14 protein-coding genes are annotated in these 15,230 nt (G+C 42.8%); 10 read left to right on the top strand and 4 right to left on the bottom strand.

The window, feature by feature from the left end; translation table 11 throughout:
* The first annotated feature begins 381 nt into the window (after positions 1-381).
* Positions 382-1,128: a DeoR/GlpR family DNA-binding transcription regulator gene (locus RWS24_RS01485; protein WP_268688448.1), complete on the top strand. Its 747-nt coding sequence runs from the start codon at positions 382-384 to the stop codon at positions 1,126-1,128.
* A 183-nt stretch (positions 1,129-1,311) separates the two neighbouring features.
* Complete coding sequence (locus RWS24_RS01480; protein ID WP_002907006.1) at positions 1,312-1,845, top strand: isoprenylcysteine carboxyl methyltransferase family protein; 534 nt, start codon at positions 1,312-1,314, stop codon at positions 1,843-1,845.
* A gap of 45 nt (positions 1,846-1,890) precedes the next feature.
* Here the strand turns inward: RWS24_RS01480 and RWS24_RS01475 are convergent, their stop codons facing one another.
* The 4 genes from RWS24_RS01475 to RWS24_RS01460 all read right to left on the bottom strand — a co-directional run bounded on the left by RWS24_RS01475 (position 1,891) and on the right by RWS24_RS01460 (position 6,216).
* Positions 1,891-2,757: a DapH/DapD/GlmU-related protein gene (locus RWS24_RS01475; RefSeq protein WP_002907005.1), complete on the bottom strand. Its 867-nt coding sequence runs from the start codon at positions 2,755-2,757 to the stop codon at positions 1,891-1,893.
* Positions 2,750-3,013, bottom strand: a complete 264-nt coding sequence (locus RWS24_RS01470; protein ID WP_002907004.1) for a GIY-YIG nuclease family protein — start codon at positions 3,011-3,013, stop codon at positions 2,750-2,752. Before RWS24_RS01470 ends, RWS24_RS01475 begins: the two co-directional genes overlap by 8 nt.
* Complete coding sequence (locus RWS24_RS01465; protein ID WP_002907003.1) at positions 3,003-3,749, bottom strand: tRNA1(Val) (adenine(37)-N6)-methyltransferase; 747 nt, start codon at positions 3,747-3,749, stop codon at positions 3,003-3,005. The genes RWS24_RS01470 and RWS24_RS01465 overlap by 11 nt, the downstream gene beginning before the upstream one ends.
* Before the next feature lie 127 nt (positions 3,750-3,876).
* Complete coding sequence (locus RWS24_RS01460; RefSeq protein ID WP_314364788.1) at positions 3,877-6,216, bottom strand: cation-translocating P-type ATPase; 2,340 nt, start codon at positions 6,214-6,216, stop codon at positions 3,877-3,879.
* 157 nt (positions 6,217-6,373) lie between these two features.
* On the opposite strand from RWS24_RS01460, the gene RWS24_RS01455 reads away from it, so the two are divergent.
* The 8 genes from RWS24_RS01455 to RWS24_RS01420 all read left to right on the top strand — a co-directional run bounded on the left by RWS24_RS01455 (position 6,374) and on the right by RWS24_RS01420 (position 15,220).
* Positions 6,374-7,114: a 1-acyl-sn-glycerol-3-phosphate acyltransferase gene (locus RWS24_RS01455; RefSeq protein ID WP_124765204.1), complete on the top strand. Its 741-nt coding sequence runs from the start codon at positions 6,374-6,376 to the stop codon at positions 7,112-7,114.
* Between the two features lie 72 nt (positions 7,115-7,186).
* Positions 7,187-7,735 (top strand): HXXEE domain-containing protein, encoded by a 549-nt coding sequence (locus RWS24_RS01450; protein WP_314364784.1) that lies wholly within the window; start codon positions 7,187-7,189, stop codon positions 7,733-7,735.
* Between the two features lie 148 nt (positions 7,736-7,883).
* Entirely contained in the window at positions 7,884-8,564 is a 681-nt protein-coding gene (locus tag RWS24_RS01445) for a helix-hairpin-helix domain-containing protein (RefSeq protein WP_314364783.1), read from the top strand.
* On the top strand, positions 8,548-10,788 hold the full coding sequence (locus tag RWS24_RS01440) for a DNA internalization-related competence protein ComEC/Rec2 (protein ID WP_314364782.1): 2,241 nt from the start codon (positions 8,548-8,550) through the stop codon (positions 10,786-10,788). Before RWS24_RS01445 ends, RWS24_RS01440 begins: the two co-directional genes overlap by 17 nt.
* Before the next feature lie 124 nt (positions 10,789-10,912).
* Entirely contained in the window at positions 10,913-12,040 is a 1,128-nt protein-coding gene (locus RWS24_RS01435) for a DUF805 domain-containing protein (RefSeq protein ID WP_048771585.1), read from the top strand.
* A 250-nt stretch (positions 12,041-12,290) separates the two neighbouring features.
* Positions 12,291-13,337 (top strand): DNA polymerase III subunit delta, encoded by a 1,047-nt coding sequence (holA, locus tag RWS24_RS01430; RefSeq protein ID WP_048771588.1) that lies wholly within the window; start codon positions 12,291-12,293, stop codon positions 13,335-13,337.
* Between the two features lie 62 nt (positions 13,338-13,399).
* The gene (gene sodA / locus RWS24_RS01425) at positions 13,400-14,005 is read left to right on the top strand and encodes a superoxide dismutase SodA (RefSeq protein ID WP_002896081.1); all 606 of its coding nucleotides are present in this window, start codon (positions 13,400-13,402) and stop codon (positions 14,003-14,005) included.
* A 135-nt stretch (positions 14,006-14,140) separates the two neighbouring features.
* Positions 14,141-15,220 carry a serine hydrolase gene (locus tag RWS24_RS01420; protein ID WP_293826298.1) on the top strand — a complete coding sequence of 360 codons (1,080 nt, stop codon included), beginning with the start codon at positions 14,141-14,143 and terminating at the stop codon, positions 15,218-15,220.
* The last annotated feature ends 10 nt before the right edge of the window (positions 15,221-15,230 follow it).

The following is a 15,230-nucleotide window of genomic DNA, read 5'->3' as shown; positions in this document are numbered from 1 at the left end:
ATAGCTAACTGGAGTTGGCGGCAATTTTAGCGTCGAGAGAGAATGCAAGTTCTCTCTTTTTTATTTGTTTGATGGCTCCCCTTATCGTCTGTCCTACAGAACTATAAGTCTGAGTCAATGTAGTTTCCTTAAGCGTGTTAATTTAATTTGCCCTGTTTTTCAAAGTAAATTATAGTCCCCTTATTTCTGCTGTGAACTGTTTCTGGTCTTCTTGCTATAGAACAGGATTCAAAGTATTTCAACTAATTTCGACATCAAAATTCAACATATCAGCTATTTAAAATAAAAAAATTCACAAATCTTTGTTTATATGCTAGAACTGTTGTATAATAAGGTGAAGGTGAGTCTGTAAGAAATTCAGGAGCAAAAGGAGAATGTAAAATGAAAGAAAGTAGACATAGAATCATTCTGCAAGAACTGGATCAAACAGGTGTGGTTGCTGTTAAAAACCTCAAAGAAATGCTGGATGTCACGGATATGACCATCCGTCGGGATTTGATTGATTTGGAGAAGCAGGGCATGCTGACCCGTGTTCATGGCGGAGCCCATAAGAAGGTCAAGAATGCTCTCAACGAGATTTCCCATTCAGAAAAGCAAATGCTGAATGTTGAGGAGAAGAAGCAGATTGCCCGTAAATGTGCGGATTTGATTGCTGACGGGGATACGGTCTTTATTGGGTCAGGCACCACAACCGATTTTATCGGAGACTATTTGGATGGCAAAAATATCAGCATTGTCACCAATTCGCTGCCAATTTTTGAAAAGTTAAAAGAAAGAGCCAACTTAGATTTAATTCTGATTGGCGGCCGTTATCGGGCTAAGACTCAAACCTTTGTCGGTCAGTTTGCCAATAATCTTTTGAAAGAAATCAAGGTTTCTAAGGCCTTTATTGGAGCGAATGGCATTGACGGTCATAATGTTACGACCAGCAATGAAGAGGAAGGCAACGGCGACGCGATTATCCTTAACAATGCCATCAGCAAATACATTGTAGCCGATAACAGCAAGTTTGACAGCTATTCTTTCTATTCTTTTTACCGGCTGGACAACCTCAGTGCAGTTGTGACGGACGACAATATCGCTCCGAAAGTCAAGGAAAAATACAGCACCTATATTGAAATTTTGTGATGTCTGACCGGTGAGAGAAACTTGCTTCAAATAAATATTTTATAGAGGTTGTGACTGGGATTTTGTCTAGAAATTCTAGTCGCAGCTTTTTTATATCTTTATCTCATTTTGTAAACAACAGTCTTGACTTTGCTGCAGAATTCCTTATATAATAAAATGTATTATTAAATTTTAGGAGGTCTTATGACAATCAATATAGTGATTTTTGTGTCTGTGTCGCTTTTTCGTTTGGTGTTTTTGAGGAAATCCTCTCAGAATGAGCAGGATATTCTGGCCAAGGGAGGCATGGAGTACGGGGTGAAAAACTCAAATATCATGAAGTACCTGCACATGCTTTTTTATGCGGTTTGCTTTCTGGAATTGCTGCTGAAGAAGCCAGCTTTTGACTTTGTGAGCCTACTGGGAGCTGTCTTGTTACTCTTTTCTATGTTTATGCTCTACCTTGTTGCCAAGCTCTTGGGACCAGTTTGGACCATCAAGCTTATGCTGGTTAAGGATCATAAGTTTGTTGACCACTGGCTCTTTCGCAATGTCAAACACCCTAATTATTTCCTGAATGTTGTACCAGAATTGGTGGGCTTGGCCCTGCTCAGTCATGCCTACTTTGCTCTTTTCATCCTCTTCCCGCTCTACTGTATCACCCTCTATGTCCGTATCAAAGAAGAAGAGCAGTTACTCAAGGAAGTTATCATTCCAAATGGAATTGCTGGTGAATAAAGTTAATAAAATACATATCGACTGCAAAAGAAAAGTCTAGGATCTTTATGTCCTAGACTTTTCTTTCAATAATTTTCGTATTTCATTAGCCATTTGTTGGGGTTGGTCCGATTCGAAAAGTAAAGTATTTGCTTCAGGCTGGTGGGCAGTTTGACGGAAAGCTAAAACTGGCTTCCCCTTGCTGATAGCCCTTTGGACAATCTGGTCTACCTCTCCCCAGTGATTGATATCCAAGTAAATATCCGCCCTATCGAGCAAGTCTTCAATAAAGTCATCCTGGTGGATATTGGTGTAGAGGTTGATATTGGGATAGTCATTAAAGCTGGCTAAGTAAGGAGAAATATTGGTCTTAGCAGCTATGTGAAATTCTAATTCTGGCAGATTTTCTGCTAAATAGGCCAGTTGTTCCAAAGTATCAGAAGCCGTTAGCGTGAAGGCATGGAAATTGCCCTGTGGACGCTCCTTGATGATAAGCTCTTCCTTGCTCATAGCGATAGAGTTGCTGGGAATATCCTGGAAAATCAAGCTGTTGGCTCCAATGATGACATTATCACCAATGGTCACACCTTTGAGGATCACAGTATTGGCCCCAATCCAGCAGTTAGCTCCGATCTTGACTGGCGCAACAGTAAAATCAATCTTCTCAATGTGATAATTAGAATACTGATGATTATGGTCAAAAATGCGGACCCCATCGCCAAACATGGTGTCCTTGCCGATTTCGATAGAGTGCTGACAGCGGACAGTGCAATGGTCATTGAAGAAAACCCGGGTTCCTAGCTTGAGTTGTGCGCCACTTGCTACATTGAGGCTGGTAAAAGATTGGAAGATGACATCTTGACCGATATCGAGCTGGCTGTCTGGGGAAATTTCGATATGATGAAAGTCGCCTTTAAACTGGATTTCAGGCATTTTGAGTCCTTTCTTTGATGTAAGCCAGTTTGGCTTGTCTAGTTTTCTTTTTAAAGAGGGCTTCAGCCGACATGGCAGCCGGCTTATTAGGGTGTTCCTCTTGGTAAAGTAAGGTAACTGGCAGGCGAGCACGGGTGTACTTGGCTCCTTTGCCAGCTTGATGTTTTTTGAGTCGGGCTTGGACATTCGTTGTGTAGCCGGTATAGAGGGAGCCGTCTCTGCATTCAAGTACGTACATATAGGCTTTATTTTCCATAGTAAATCTCGTGAATCTCCGGAGTGTAGCTGCCGTCCTGATTGTGAATAAAGAGAGGGGGCAGGATTTTTAGACCGTCGCGGGAACCATCTTTAATAGCTTCGATAAGCAGCATATTGGCCTCTTTACCCAGCTTTGGATAGACAAACTGGATGCGCTTGGGAGCCAGGTTGTGGGCTTGCATGGTATCTAAAATATCTAAAAAGCGTTCTGGTCGATGAACCATGGCCAACCGACCATTAGATTTGAGGACTCGTTGGGCAATCTTGCAAATCTCTTCCAGATTTGTTGAGATTTCATGGCGGGCTAAAAGGTAGTGCTGGCTTTCATTGAGATTGGATTGCTTGTCAACCTTGAAATATGGAGGATTGCAGAGAATCATATCAACCCTGCTGCCAGTGATATAGCGTCCTAGGTTTTTCAGATCGTCCTGAATAACCTGCATTTGCTGAGTCAAATCATTGAGCTCAATGGAGCGCTCGGCCATGTCTGCTAGACGTTCCTGGATCTCGACTGCCATAATCTGAGCCTTGGTGCGAGTGCTGGCAAAAAGTCCAACGGCGCCATTTCCAGCACAGAGATCGACAATCAACCCCCGCTGGGGCAGCTTGGGAAAGCGGGAAAGCAGCACGCTGTCTACCGAATAGCTGAAGACCTCACTATTTTGAATAATCTTGACATCCGTCGAAAAGAGCTGGTTGACGCGTTCTCCGTCTTTTAGTTTTGCTTCGTTCATAAGTCAATTATAGCATGATTTAGCATGGATTCCAAAGGGATATGGGAAGTTTTTGCACAATTAAAAAACATGCGAGAACCCTCGCATGTTTCCATGAGCTTAAATGACAATCTTTTTTAGCTAGCTCTTAATCAAATCTGTATTTCTGCTTGATGGTGCAGGCAACAAAGACAAATCCAAAAACGACCATGAGAATCAGATAGACTGGTAAAGTTGCGGCTGTCAGCGTTGCAATTTCCAAAAGGTGCTGCAGGACAAAGGCTGATAAATAGAAGCCAAAGACAGAGAAGATAATGAGCAGGCTGCGCCAGAGGTTGAGTGGCAGGCAGGCCCGAATGACTGACAAGAAGCTGATGCTGCCTAGCAAGTAGTAGGTCAGGGTGGACATTTCTATGTCGCTCCAGCCATGGCTGCTGCCCCAGATGCGAACAAATAGCACGCTGAAGACAATCATGAGGGAACTTGGCAGAGCTAGCTGCAGGGAGCGTTTGAGGAAGTGCTTTTCAACCGGCTTAATATTGCGCTCAAAGGTGAGGACAAAGGGTGGGAAACCTTCGACAAACTGGTCAATCAAGGTGATCTGAATCGGGATGAATGGGAAAATCAAGAGGTATTCAGGTTTTCCGAGCAGAATACTGGCGATACAGATAATAGCCAGGATAAAGGAGTATATGGTCTTGATGAAGAAAATCGGAGCAATCCGGCCGATATTGTTAACGACCCGGCGGCCTTCAAAAAGAATCTCAGGGACATCGTTAAAGTCGGAGTTAAGAAGGACCAAGTTGGCAATTTGCCGAGTTGCGGGGTCTCCCTCGGCCATGACGATGGAACAGTCTGCTTCACGCAAGGCCAAGATATCATTAACCCCATCTCCGGTCATGGCTGTTGTCCGACCAGCGGCCTTAAGAGTCTGGATGAGCAGCTTCTTCTGATGAGGAGAAACACGGCCGAAGATGGCTGTTTCTTCTGCTTGCTCAACCAGTTCTTGATCGCTGATTTTAGAGCAGTCGATGTAGCTGTCGTAGTTGGCAAATCCAGCCTGGCTCGCAATATGGGAAACGGTCACAGGATTGTCACCAGAGATGATTTTCAGATCAACATCCTGAGAGCGCAGGTAGTCCAGTGTCTCAGCCGCTCCCTCACGAATAGGGTCAGTGATTTCCAGAACGGCCAGAGCAGTCATATCTTCAGGCAATTGGATACTGTGTTTGTCTAGCACTTGGTCGCTGTGAGCCAGTACCAAAACCCGAGATCCGCGTTTTTGAGCCTCTCCAACCGCTGCAGGATTGCTGTCCAGTAGCATTTCGGGAGCTCCCAGAAAGATAGTTCCGACACTTGATAAATGCATAGCGCCCCATTTTCGGTCACTAGAAAATGGAATGATATTGTCGCTAGTATAGGTGTGCTCTAAATGGCCGTAGCCCTTGCGGATAGCCTGAGCTGTTGGGTTATTATCCTCGCTGGTTTGGATGTAGGCTGCTAAGATTTGACTGACGGTCTCATCAGAAAACTTATCTGAAAGGCTATGTAAGGCTTCAACAGTCATCTTACCTTGGGTAATTGTACCGGTCTTGTCTAAGCAGAGAGTATCTACCCGAGCTAAGGTCTCAACAGAATACATTTCCTGAACAAGAACCTTGCGCATACCTAGCTTGATGACGGCTGTCAGGAGTGACGTGACTGTCAGCAGGGCGATTCCCTTAGGCAGCATACCCAAAAGGGCTGTCGAGCTGGTAATGACAGAGTTTTTGACAGGCAGTCCCTTTATCATTAGGGCTTCAAAGAAGAGAGCCAATCCGAAAGGAATGATGATTTTTCCAGTAAAGCGGGAAATTTTCGCAAGATTGTATAGAATGCGCGAGTTGATAGGCTTGAGTGTTTTAGCCTCAGTCATGAGCTTGTTGGCATAGTTATCTGCGCCGACATGGTGCACCTCAGCATAAATCTGCCCACTGGCCAGAAAGCTACCAGACAGCAGCTCAGCGCCTTCTTCCTTGAGAACCAAGTCACTCTCACCTGTCAGCATGGCTTCATTGGCCTCGGCAACACCCTCTACTACACGGGCATCACTGGGAATTTGCTCGCCGGCTGACAGCTTGATCAGATCGCCCAGTACAATTTCTTCTGGCTGAATCTTGACTTCCTGGCCGTCGCGGATGACTGTGACCAGCTCTCGGCTGACCAGATTGAGCTTGTCAATCATGTGTTTGGCTCGCAGCTCTGTAATAATACCAGTGACGGCGTTAAAGCTGATAACAGCGAAGAAGACCAGATTGCTCCAGGCTTGGACAGAGACCAAGGCTAGAGCAATAACAAAGTTAAGGGCATTAAAAAGGGTGAAAACATTCCGCTTAACGATTTGCCAGTTACTAGTGCTGGTGTCATTTGTAAAATCGTTGGTCAAGCCCTGCGAAATCTTTTCATCTACTTGGGTTTGGTTTAAACCGATTAATTCTTTCTTGTTCATGAGATTAATGATACCATTTTTTTATGGAAATGGCTATCAGAATCAGCTGTTACAGCCAAAGTTTGGAAAAATATTGCAGACTATAAGGGTATAGGGTATAATGGGAAAGGATGTAATAAATTTCAAGTACAATCACAGTTTGAAATAAGGAGAGTTTATGTTTTATACTTATTTGCGAGGTTTAGTGATTTTTATCCTGTGGACCTTAAACGGCAATGCGCATTACCACAATAAAGAAAAGATTCCTTCAAAAGATGAAAATTATATCTTGGTTGCCCCTCACCGGACATGGTGGGATCCAGTTTACATGGCTTTTGCGACCAAGCCCAAGCAGTTCATTTTCATGGCCAAGAAACAGCTTTTTGAAAATCGGGTGTTCGGCTGGTGGATTCGCATGTGCGGTGCTTTTCCTATCGACCGGGAAAATCCTGGTCCGTCAGCTATCAAGTACCCTGTCAATATGCTGAAAAAGAGCAATCGTTCTCTGATTATGTTCCCAAGCGGCAGCCGCCATTCTACAGATGTCAAGGGAGGAGTGGCAGTGATTGCTAAGATGGCTAAGGTCCGTATCATGCCAGTAGTCTATGCTGGTCCCATGAGCCTCAAAGGCTTGGCAGCTGGAGAGCGTGTGGATATGAATTTTGGTAATCCAATTGACATTTCAGACATTAAGAAGATGAATGATGAGGGAGTTGAGGAAGTAGCTCGCCGTATTCATGAGGAGTTTGACCGTTTGGATGCTGAAGTGGCCCCTTACCAGACACAAAAGAAAGGCAATATCTTCTTACGGATTCTACGTGCTTTTGTCTTTATTCCTGCTATTTTGATTGGAATTTTGACCATCATTTTCAGCTTTTTTGCTAGCTTTGTCTGGGATCCAGATAAGCATAGAAAATAATATACTAATCAGCTTGCTGAGCAATCTCGCTTGGGAGCTGATTTTTTTTAGCGCGTGAGCTATAATGTTTGTATGTTTTATAAGGAGGATGCTATGTCTCTTACTTTTTTATCTTTTGTAACCTTATCACTGTTTATGCTGCACGAGTTTGATGAGATTATCCTGGTTCGGCCTTGGATTTCTCAGAATCAAGACCATCAAGACTATCAAAAGGAGATGTTCATTGCTGGGAGAGGGAGTTATCTTTCTGCTGAAAGCATTGCTCTGATGATTGCGGAGGAATTTCTGCTGGCCTTTATCCTTTTGTTGCTTGCGATTCTATTTCGCATTCCCGAGCTGGCTCTGGCTATTGGTTTCTGTCATACTCTTCATCTGCTGGGCCATATCATGCAAGTGTTTCGCTTTCGTCGCTGGGTACCGGGCGGCTTCACGGCTTTGGTGACTTTTCCCATATTGATCTTAGTCTTCGTAAGTTATCTAAGTCAGCATTCAGTTTCTTGGCCGCGGCTTCTGATTCTAAGCGCGCTTGTGATGGCTTTTCTTTTGGCAAATCTAGCTTTTTTACATAGCAGAGCTCAAAAGATAGAAGCTTGGATATACAGGATAAGCAAAGCAGACTGATATTGCAGCTTCTATTTTTGTCAATGGCCTTTCTATCTATACGACTTCTTGCAAAATAAGAATTTTAAAATATGACAAGCTGAAAATTCTCTCGGTTTGTCTTATTTTTTTGAAATGTTTTACGAATAATAAGACAAAGGAGAAAAATATGCTTGAAGAAATCATTGAAAAGCTGAAAGAATACAAGCTCTTTGTCGGTTTGATAGTGGCTGGTGCGGTGCTAGGTGGTTTTTTCCTCATCAAGGGAAATCATCAACCGCAAAATCAGGTAGCTGCCTTGAGCCAAGAAATAAATTCCTCATCCAGCTCAGCTGATGAAGAAAGCGAAAAGATTGTCTCTAAGGCTAGGGCGGACGAAGAGGAGAGTGGGCAAGTCACAGTGGATATTAAAGGCGCAGTTAAGAATCCTGGTGTCTATGAGCTGAGAGCAGGAACAAGAGTCCATGAAGCCATCCAAAAAGCTGGCGGATTGACAGCAGACGCTGAGGCTAAGTCCATTAATCAGGCACAAAAATTAACAGATGAAGCAGTAATCTATGTGGCAAAGATTGGTGAAGAAGGAGCCGATGTCACACAGACCGGCCAGTATCAAGCAGGAGCTTCTGATTCTGCTGGTGCTGGTGGTGGAAAGTCGGACAAGGTCAATCTAAATACGGCGACAGAGGCTGAACTGCAGACTATTTCAGGCATCGGAGAGAAGCGGGCTTCTGACATCATCGCCTACCGCGAAAGCAATGGCCGCTTCAAGTCAGTAGATGATCTGAAAAAGGTGTCAGGGATTGGAGATAAGACCTTAGAAAAGCTGAAAGAATATGTCACAGTGGATTAAAAAGCTCCCCCTCGCCCCTATCTATCTGACTTTCATCCTTATATGGGCCTATTTTGCAGTCTATTCTGGTAGCTCCTTGGCTTATTTTGGGCTGGGTGTCCTTCTGCTTCGTCTCTTTTTCACCTATCCCCTCAAAAAAAGTCTAGCTGCTTTGGCATTCCTGTCCCTTTTTGTTCTCTTTTTCTTGCTTCGTCGGGAAATGGCAGAGCAGGCCTTTAGGCAGGAACCTCCTTCAGCTAGCTCAGTTCAAGTTTTGCCAGATACTATCAAGGTCAATGGAGACTCCCTATCCTTTCGAGGGCGAACCAACGGTCGACTTTATCAGGTCTTCTACAAGATCAAATCAGCCAGTGAAGAGGAAGATTTTCAGCAACTGACAGATTTGGTCGTACTTGATATTGAAGGAGAGTTTGAACAGGCCCAGCAGCAACGAAATTTTTCGGGCTTTGACTATCAGGCTTATTTAAAGAGTCAGGGGATTTACCGTACCTTAAAAATCAATAAGATTCAGTCACTAAGGACAATTTCCAGCCTGAATCCACTGGATTGGCTGTCTGTTTGGCGGAGAAAAGCGCTGGTCTATATTCGAAGTAATTTTCCCAGCCCGATGAGTCATTATATGACTGGACTCTTGTTTGGTGACTTGGATACGGAGTTTGCGGAAATGAGCAATCTGTATTCTAGCTTGGGTATCATCCACTTGTTTGCCTTGTCTGGTATGCAGGTAGGTTTCTTTTTGGATGGTTTTCGCAGGATTCTTCTACGTTTGGGGATGAAGAGGGAGACAGTAAACGCCTTGCAGCTACCTTTTTCATTTATCTACGCTGGACTGACAGGCTTTTCTGTTTCTGTCGTCAGAAGCTTAGTTCAGAAGTTGTTGGCCCAGCAAGGACTGACCAGATTAGATAACTTTGCTCTGACACTGATGGTTCTCTTTATCATCATGCCCAATTTTCTTCTGACAGCAGGCGGTGTCTTGTCCTGCGCCTATGCCTTTTTGATTTCTATGATGGATTTTGAAAAGTTACCGCCGATTCGTAAGCTTTTAGCGGAAAGTCTGACTATTTCATTGGGGATTTTGCCTATACTAATCTACTATTTTTCTGAATTTCAGCCTTGGTCTGTGATTTTAACTTTTCTATTTTCACTATTCTTTGACCTGCTGATGCTACCGGGGTTAACCCTCATTTTTATTTTGTCACCACTTGTAAAAATTTCTCAGGCCAATTTTTTCTTTGAGTTACTCGAAGATGTGATTCGTTGGGTAGCTGATTTTACTCCGCGTCCTTTGATTTTTGGGAAGCCCAACCTCTGGTTACTGTTTGCTCTGCTTTTGGTTTTGGCTTTAATCTATGACTTTCGGAGAAAGAAAAGCTGGCTTTTATCTTTTAGTTTGCTTACTCTTCTCTTATTTTTTCTAACAAGGCATCCGCTGCAAAACGAGATCACAGTAGTGGATATTGGTCAGGGAGATAGCATTTTTCTCAGGGACTGGCGAGGCAGGACGGTTTTGATTGATGTAGGAGGACGAGTCGAGATAGGAAAGAAAGAGGCTTGGCAGGAGCGACAGACTTCATCCAATGCAGAAAAGACCTTAATTCCCTATCTCAAAAGTCGTGGCGTTGCTAGTCTGGATGTATTGGTCCTGACTCATACCGATACCGATCACATGGGAGATATGCTGGAGGTAGCTAAGCATTTTTCCATCAAGGAAATCTATGTTTCTAAAGGAAGTCTGACTCAGCTTGATTTTGTTCAAAAACTGGAGCAGATAGAAACTTCTGTCCATGTCGTAGAAGTAGGAGATGAGATTCCGGTGTTTGACTCAGTTTTGCAGGTTCTCTATCCTAGCGGAACAGGAGACGGTGGAAATGATGATTCAATTGTACTCTACGGGGAGTTCTTTCAGACAAAATTTTTGTTTACAGGTGATTTGGAAAGGCAGGGAGAAATTGAACTGCTGCAGCGATTCCCTCAGCTGAAAGCAGATGTCTTAAAAGCAGGACACCATGGCTCCAAAGGCTCTTCCAGTCCAGAGTTTTTAGAGCAAATTCAGCCGAAACTGGCCTTGATATCAGCTGGCCAGAATAATCGTTATCGACATCCGCATCAGGAAACTTTGCAAAGATTTAAGAAGTTTAATACAGCCATCTATCGAACTGACCAGCAGGGGGCCATTCGTTTGATTGGTTGGAATTCCTGGAGGATTGAAACGGTTCGTTGATAGCTGCGTTAAAGATGCCAACTGATACTTTGTAGACTGCTTAGCTTCAGTTAGGAAGTCATATTGATTTATTTATGCATTTGTGATAAGATAATGGGTATAAAAAATTATAGAGGAGAATTTTATGTTTGCTGCATATAAAAAATTCTGGACACACTATGCTGATTTTTCAAGCCGGTCTAGCCGGTCAGACTATTGGTGGGTAGTTTTATGCCATGTTATTGTTACTGCACCGCTATTTATCATTTTTTGGGCATCTGCTTTTGGAAGTATTCTTTCAGCAGCAGTTCAAGACTCAACTTATGGATATGAATCAGATCCATCAGCAATCTTGGCTGGAGCAGGATTCGCTGTAATCTTTATTTTCATCTTAATTCTCTATGCTCTGGCAACTTTTGTACCTAATTTAGCTATCATTGTCCGTCGTTTACGTGATGCTGGTTATCATTGGGCATTTCTTTTCTTGTATGTTGGTCCTTTTTTACTATCATTTATTCCAGTTCTAAATATTATTGCAGGAATAGTATCTCTTCCATGTAGTATTGCTTTGATTGTTTTGCTTTGTCAAGGATCTAAGCCTGAAATGGTTGGAAATTCATATGGTCAGCAAAACTTCCAAGGACAACAGTTTGGACAACAGCCATACAATCAAGGTTTGAACTATGAAAAACAACCACAACAAGGCGGTTTCCAAGGTCAGCAGTTTGGCCAACAGCCACAGCAAGGTGGTTTCCAAGGACAACAGTTTGGTCAACAACCACAACAATCTGTTCAAAACCAACCATTTGGTCAACAGCCACAGCAAGGTGGTTTCCAAGGTCAGCAATTTGGTCAGCAACCACAGCAACCTGTCCAAAACCAATCATTTGGTCAACAACCACAACAACCTGTTCAAAATCAACCATTTGGTCAACAGCCACAACAAGGTGGTTTCCAAGGACAACAGTTTGGTCAGTCACAACAACCTGTCCAAAACCAACCATTTGGCCAACAGCCGCAACAAGGTGGCTTCCAAGAACAGCAGTTTGGTCAACAGCCACAACAACCTGTTTCTGAGCAAAGTCAAGCGGTGGAGCAAACAGAACCAGTTCAAAATCCATTTACTGCTGAAACACCTGAGCAGTCAACACCTCAAGATTTTGGAACTCAGGCACCTGTTCAAGATAATCCTTTTGTTTCATCAGTTCAAGAGGAGCAAGCTTCTACACCAGCTGAAAACAGTGTAGAGGATGCAACTGAAAATCAAGAATAAACAAAGAAGAGTTGGAATTTTTCCAGCTCTTTTCGTTCTATTGCTCGTAGAAAATCTTGAACAGAACTGGACATGGATAGTTTTTTAGAACAAAGAAAAATGAAGCTAGTAACAGTTTCTATTTATATAGCAGATCTATTCAAAAATTAGATTTTGTTTGCAAAGAAAATAACAGACTTTCCGACTCTTTTTTGTTACAATCAATACATGAAAAAAATTGACAAGAAATATAAAGCAGGGGAGACTTTCGGTGTTAGCTATTGAGGAAATTAAAAAAATCACGCCAAGCAATCTTCCTGCTTTGACCATTTTGGCTGGGGATGATTTGGGGCAGTTTGAGTTGTTGAAAGAGCAGTTTCTCCGCCAGATTCAGTTTCAACCGAGTGATTTGAACACTGCTATTTTCGATATGAAAGAAGCAAACTATCAGGATGTGGAATTGGACTTGGTCAGTCTGCCTTTTTTTGCGGATGAAAAAATCGTAATTTTGGACCATTTTGCTGATTTGACAACAGCCAAGAAGCGGTATCTGACTGATGAAGAACTCAAATCTTTTGAAAATTACCTAGAAAATCCAGCGGATACAACTCATCTGGTTATCTTCGCAGAAGGTAAGTTGGATAGCAAGCGCCGTCTGGTCAAGCTACTGAAACGGGACGGGAAAATTTTTGAGGCTGCAGAACTCAAGGAAGCAGATCTACGGGCTTATTTCAGTAAGGAAGCGCAGGCAGAAGGATTACAATTTGCTACGACAGCTTTCGATCAGTTGCTGCTGAAATCAGGTTTTCAGTTCAGTGAAGTTAGTAAAAATCTAGCCTTTCTGAAAGGTTATAAAGAGTCTGGTCAGATTGGTTTAGAAGACATTGCCGAGGCCATTCCCAAGACTCTTCAGGACAATATTTTTGACCTGACCCAGCTGATTTTGCAGCAGAAGATTGATGAGGTCAGAAGTTTGGTACGAGATTTGACTCTTCAAGGTGAGGATGAAATCAAGCTTATTGCCATTATGCTGGGGCAGTTTCGTATCTTTACGCAGGTTAAGGTTTTAGCAGAAAATGGCAGAGCTGAGAGTCAGATTGTGTCTGATTTGTCTGACTATCTAGGCCGCAAGGTCAATCCTTATCAAGTCAAGTTTGCTTTAAAGGATGCTCGCTCACTGAGTTTAGCCTTTCTTAAAAGGACCATGGCCTGTCTGATTGAAACGGATTACCAGATTAAGTCGGGGCTGTATGATAAAGATTACCTGTTTGATTTGGCTCTGCTCAAGATTGCGACGGGTGACTTACAAGCAAAATAGTTGAAAAATTCTAATGATTGCGTTATCATTTTTATAATCATATAGAAAAAGAGGTCTATCAAATGGCAATTATCTTACCTGATCTTCCTTACGCTTACGATGCGTTAGAGCCTTACATTGATGAAGAAACAATGCACTTGCATCATGACAAGCACCATAATACCTATGTAACGAATGTTAATGCTGCGCTTGAAAAACATCCTGAAATTGGTGAAGACTTGGAAAAATTATTGGCTGATGTGGAGTCTATCCCAGCTGATATCCGTCAAGCAGTCATCAACAACGGTGGTGGTCATCTTAACCACGCTCTTTTCTGGGAATTGATGACACCAGCAGAAACATCACCATCTGCAGAGTTGGCAGCGGATATCGAAGCTACTTTTGGATCATTTGAAGACTTTAAAGCAGCTTTCACTGCAGCGGCTACAACTCGTTTTGGTTCTGGCTGGGCTTGGTTGGTTGTCAACAAAGAAGGTAAGTTGGAAGTAACTTCAACAGCAAATCAGGATACTCCTATTTCAGAAGGTAAAACTCCAATCTTGGGACTGGATGTTTGGGAACATGCTTACTATGTGAAATACCGCAATCTTCGTCCGAACTACATCCAAGCTTTCTTCTCAGTTATTAACTGGAAAAAGGTTGACGAACTTTACGCTGCTGCTAAATAAACAGGCAGTTTCAATAGATAAAAAGGCGAATCGATTAATGATTTGCCTTTTTTGATGCTTAAAATGCCTTTTTTCTGGGTTTCACTTGTTATTTTCCTCATAATTTTTTATAATACAAATGCTAGGAGAAATGTTTTGAGTAAAAAAATTGTAACGATTATCGTAGCTGTCCTTTCTTGTCTTTGTCTGCTGGGCTTCATCTTCCTTTTTATAACCCAACGAAATAAGGCTATTGAAAAGAAAGCACAAGAGGCTGCCCAACTTGCAAAGTCTGGCGAGCAAGAACAGAAAGAAGAGAAAGTCAAGCCTGATTCCAAACTAGTTGAAGAAAAGCCGAAGCCTGTTGAGAAAAGTCCAGAGGAGAAGCAGAAGGTCATGGAGGCGGACGGCCCGACTATGGATGCTTTGGGGCTGCGATTTGACTATGCAAATTTGGATTTGACTCAGGTCATTCAGGCTTATATGACTGAAATGGGAATTGAACCCTCCCAGGTTGCATTTTCATATAAGGATTTGACGACTGGCAAGACCTTTGCAATGAATGATACCCAGCCTATGACTGCGGGATCGACCTACAAGCTCCCTCTCAATATGCTGGTAGTAGATGAGGTTGCTGCCGGCAAACTTTCTATGGACGAGCGGTTTGATATTACCAATACAAACTATGAATATAGGGGCGAGCATGATAACTATGTTGGTGCTTTCAACGGTGCTATGAGAATATCAGACATGCAGGAATATTCCTTGGTTTATTCTGAAAATACTCCAGCCTACGCTTTAGCAGAGCGTCTAGGCGGCATGGAAAAGGCCTATGATATGTTTAGTCGCTACGGTCAGTCCAAGGCTGATATTAAGACGATCAGCCGTGAGAATAATAAGACCACGACGGACTACTATATTCAGGTCCTTGAGTATTTGTCTAAAAATCAGGAAAAGTACAAGGATATCCTTTATTATATAGGCGAATCCTTCCCAGGTGAGTATTATAAGCGCTATCTGCGTGACATTACCATTTATCAAAAGCCAGGATATGTTCGTGAAGCGCTCAATGTGGATGCTCTAGTCATGGAAGAGAAGCCCTATATTATAGCTCTCTATACGGCTTATTTAGGTGGTAGCACCGAGGCCAGTGATGAGATCAGTGGTGTCGGAATTGAGCAAGTTGGTCAGTTAGCCTACGTCATCAATGAATGGCATCGGGTTAATATGAACTAATCTAATAGAA

Source organism: uncultured Streptococcus sp. (assembly GCF_963528215.1).
Lineage (GTDB): Bacteria > Bacillota > Bacilli > Lactobacillales > Streptococcaceae > Streptococcus.
The sequence above is the reverse complement of the archived record's forward strand: the minus strand, read 5'-3'. Positions and strand labels throughout refer to the sequence as shown.

Excerpts from the sequence above, each read along its gene's own strand:
- RWS24_RS01465 (WP_002907003.1), bottom strand. The coding sequence starts at position 3,749 with ATGAACGAAGCAAAACTAAAAGACGGAGAACGCGTCAACCAGCTCTTT.
- RWS24_RS01475 (WP_002907005.1), bottom strand. The coding sequence starts at position 2,757 with ATGCCTGAAATCCAGTTTAAAGGCGACTTTCATCATATCGAAATTTCC.
- RWS24_RS01450 (WP_314364784.1), top strand. The coding sequence starts at position 7,187 with ATGTTTTATAAGGAGGATGCTATGTCTCTTACTTTTTTATCTTTTGTA.
- sodA (WP_002896081.1), top strand. The coding sequence starts at position 13,400 with ATGGCAATTATCTTACCTGATCTTCCTTACGCTTACGATGCGTTAGAG.
- RWS24_RS01445 (WP_314364783.1), top strand. The coding sequence starts at position 7,884 with ATGCTTGAAGAAATCATTGAAAAGCTGAAAGAATACAAGCTCTTTGTC.
- RWS24_RS01440 (WP_314364782.1), top strand. The coding sequence starts at position 8,548 with ATGTCACAGTGGATTAAAAAGCTCCCCCTCGCCCCTATCTATCTGACT.
- RWS24_RS01435 (WP_048771585.1), top strand. The coding sequence starts at position 10,913 with ATGTTTGCTGCATATAAAAAATTCTGGACACACTATGCTGATTTTTCA.
- RWS24_RS01480 (WP_002907006.1), top strand. The coding sequence starts at position 1,312 with ATGACAATCAATATAGTGATTTTTGTGTCTGTGTCGCTTTTTCGTTTG.
- RWS24_RS01470 (WP_002907004.1), bottom strand. The coding sequence starts at position 3,013 with ATGGAAAATAAAGCCTATATGTACGTACTTGAATGCAGAGACGGCTCC.
- RWS24_RS01455 (WP_124765204.1), top strand. The coding sequence starts at position 6,374 with ATGTTTTATACTTATTTGCGAGGTTTAGTGATTTTTATCCTGTGGACC.
- RWS24_RS01485 (WP_268688448.1), top strand. The coding sequence starts at position 382 with ATGAAAGAAAGTAGACATAGAATCATTCTGCAAGAACTGGATCAAACA.
- RWS24_RS01460 (WP_314364788.1), bottom strand. The coding sequence starts at position 6,216 with ATGAACAAGAAAGAATTAATCGGTTTAAACCAAACCCAAGTAGATGAA.